A 2,166-nucleotide genomic window follows, 5' to 3' on the forward strand; every position below is an offset into this window, starting at 1 on the left:
ATCTGAAACTGAAATACCAAATAACACTTCTAAAGCTACTACTGTCGAAACAGGAGATGGTGCAGCTGACGCTGAACATCCTTGAGCCGTTGCAACTGGAATAGTTCCTGTTACTACTGGTGCTGTTGTATCTTGAATATTGATAGTTTGTGTAGCTGTTGTAAAATTTCCACAAGCATCTGTTATCGTATACGTTCTTGTAACTACAATCGGACAAGTTCCTGCTGATGTATCTGCACTTGTTACTATTAAAGTAGCATCTGGAGTACAAGCATCTGCAATAGTTAATCCTAATCCTTCTAAAGCTGATACAGTTGTAACTGCTGCTGGTGCAGCTGTTGCTGAACATCCTTGAACATTAGCAACTGAAATTGTTCCTGTAACTACTGGTGCAGTTGTGTCTTGAACATTGATAGTTTGTGTAGCTGTTGTAAAGTTTCCACAAGCATCTGTTATCGTATATGTTCTTGCAACCACAATTGGACAAGTTCCTGCTGATGTATCTGCACTTGTTACTACTAAAGTAGCATCTGGAGTACAATCATCTGCAATAGTTAATCCCATTGTTTCTAAAGCTGTTACTGTTGTAACTGCTGCTGGTGCAGCTGTTGCTGAACATCCTTGAACATTAGCAACTGGAAAAGTTCCTGTTACTACTGGTGACTGATTCGCAGAGATTAATAAATAAACCGTTGCTATATCACATTCTTGTTGAGTACCATTATCACAAACTTGGTAAATGAAACTGTCTGGACCAGTGTAACATCCTGAAACTGTATAAATAAATGTTCCATCAGAATTTATAATAACTGTTCCATGTAATGGTTGAACAACAGGAATTGTATTAATCGTTTGTGTATTACTTTCTAAATCATAATCATTATCTAACAAATTCATGGTTGAATTCGAAGAACAATTTATGAAATATGAGTCATCAATAGCATAAGTAGTGTTTAGATTACTTAATGGTAATACTGTCACAATAACTGTTGCAGTATCACATGCTTGTGGTATTTGATTATCACATATTTGATATGTAAATGTGTCCTCTCCTACAAACAATGGATTTGGAGTATATGTAATTGTTCCGTCAGGATTTACTGTAACCGTTCCATTTACTGGAGTAGTTACTGAACCTGGCGTAATAGTAAATGGATTACCGTTTGGATCAAAATCATTTGATAATACTGAAACTATAACTGGAGTTCCTACTTCAGTAATTACAGCATCATTATTTGCAACAACACTATTGTCTGTTGGTAATGGATTTTGCTCTACATTTATTGTAACCGTAGCAGTATCACATGCTTGTGGTGTTCCGTTATCACATACTGTATAAGTAAATGAATCAGTTCCAACATAATTTGTATTAGGCGTGTAAGTATAAGTACCATTGCTATTAACAACTACTGTTCCATTAGTTGGATTAGTATTAGCTGTTACAACTTGTGTGTTACCTTCTAAATCAAAATCATTTGTTAAAACATTTCCAGAAACTGGTGTGTTTATATATGTATCGTTTATGTCATTAATTGCAAATGTATTGTTTGTTAACTCTACAATTGTACAATCTGGACATACTGGATCTACAACACACCCTACACATGGGTTAGGGTCTGGAATTGGATCAGATGAAGTATCAGTTACTGGATTACCATTTGTATCTGTTCCTGTTGCTGTAGCTAAATTGTATACATAACCTGCTGCAATATCTGCTGCAGTAATGGTATGAACCGCTGTAAACATAGTACTATTTGATGCTCCAATAGCTAATGTAGCTAATGGCCCACCAGTTACAACTGCATTATTATCTGTTACAGTTATATTAGTTAATACAGTACTTCCTGAGTTAGTAACTACAAAATTATAGTTGATTACATCACCTACACTTGTAAAACCGTCTCCATTTGCATCTGCATAAACACCATCTTTGGTTATGTGAATACCTGGCACAAGAACTCCAACGTAAGCTGTTGCAGTATCACATATTTGTGGTGTTAAAGACGTTGAACACAATGTATATGTTATTGGATAAACTCCATTTGGTGTATTTGCCGCAACTGTAATTACTCCATTTACATCTATTGATAATGGACCTTCTGTTGTTGCCGTTACATCTGTATTTGATGTTGTTACCACAACTCCATTTAATGTGTCATTTGTTAA

Annotated in this window: 1 protein-coding gene; it reads right to left on the reverse strand. The window is 35.5% G+C overall.

The genetic code is table 11. The features are described 5' to 3' along the window. A partial coding sequence (locus AAEO58_RS11085; protein ID WP_341683442.1) for an Ig-like domain-containing protein occupies positions 1–2,166 on the reverse strand: 2,166 nt, incomplete at both ends.

The sequence above is a fragment of the Flavobacterium helocola genome (assembly GCF_038289885.1).
GTDB lineage: Bacteria > Bacteroidota > Bacteroidia > Flavobacteriales > Flavobacteriaceae > Flavobacterium > Flavobacterium cheniae.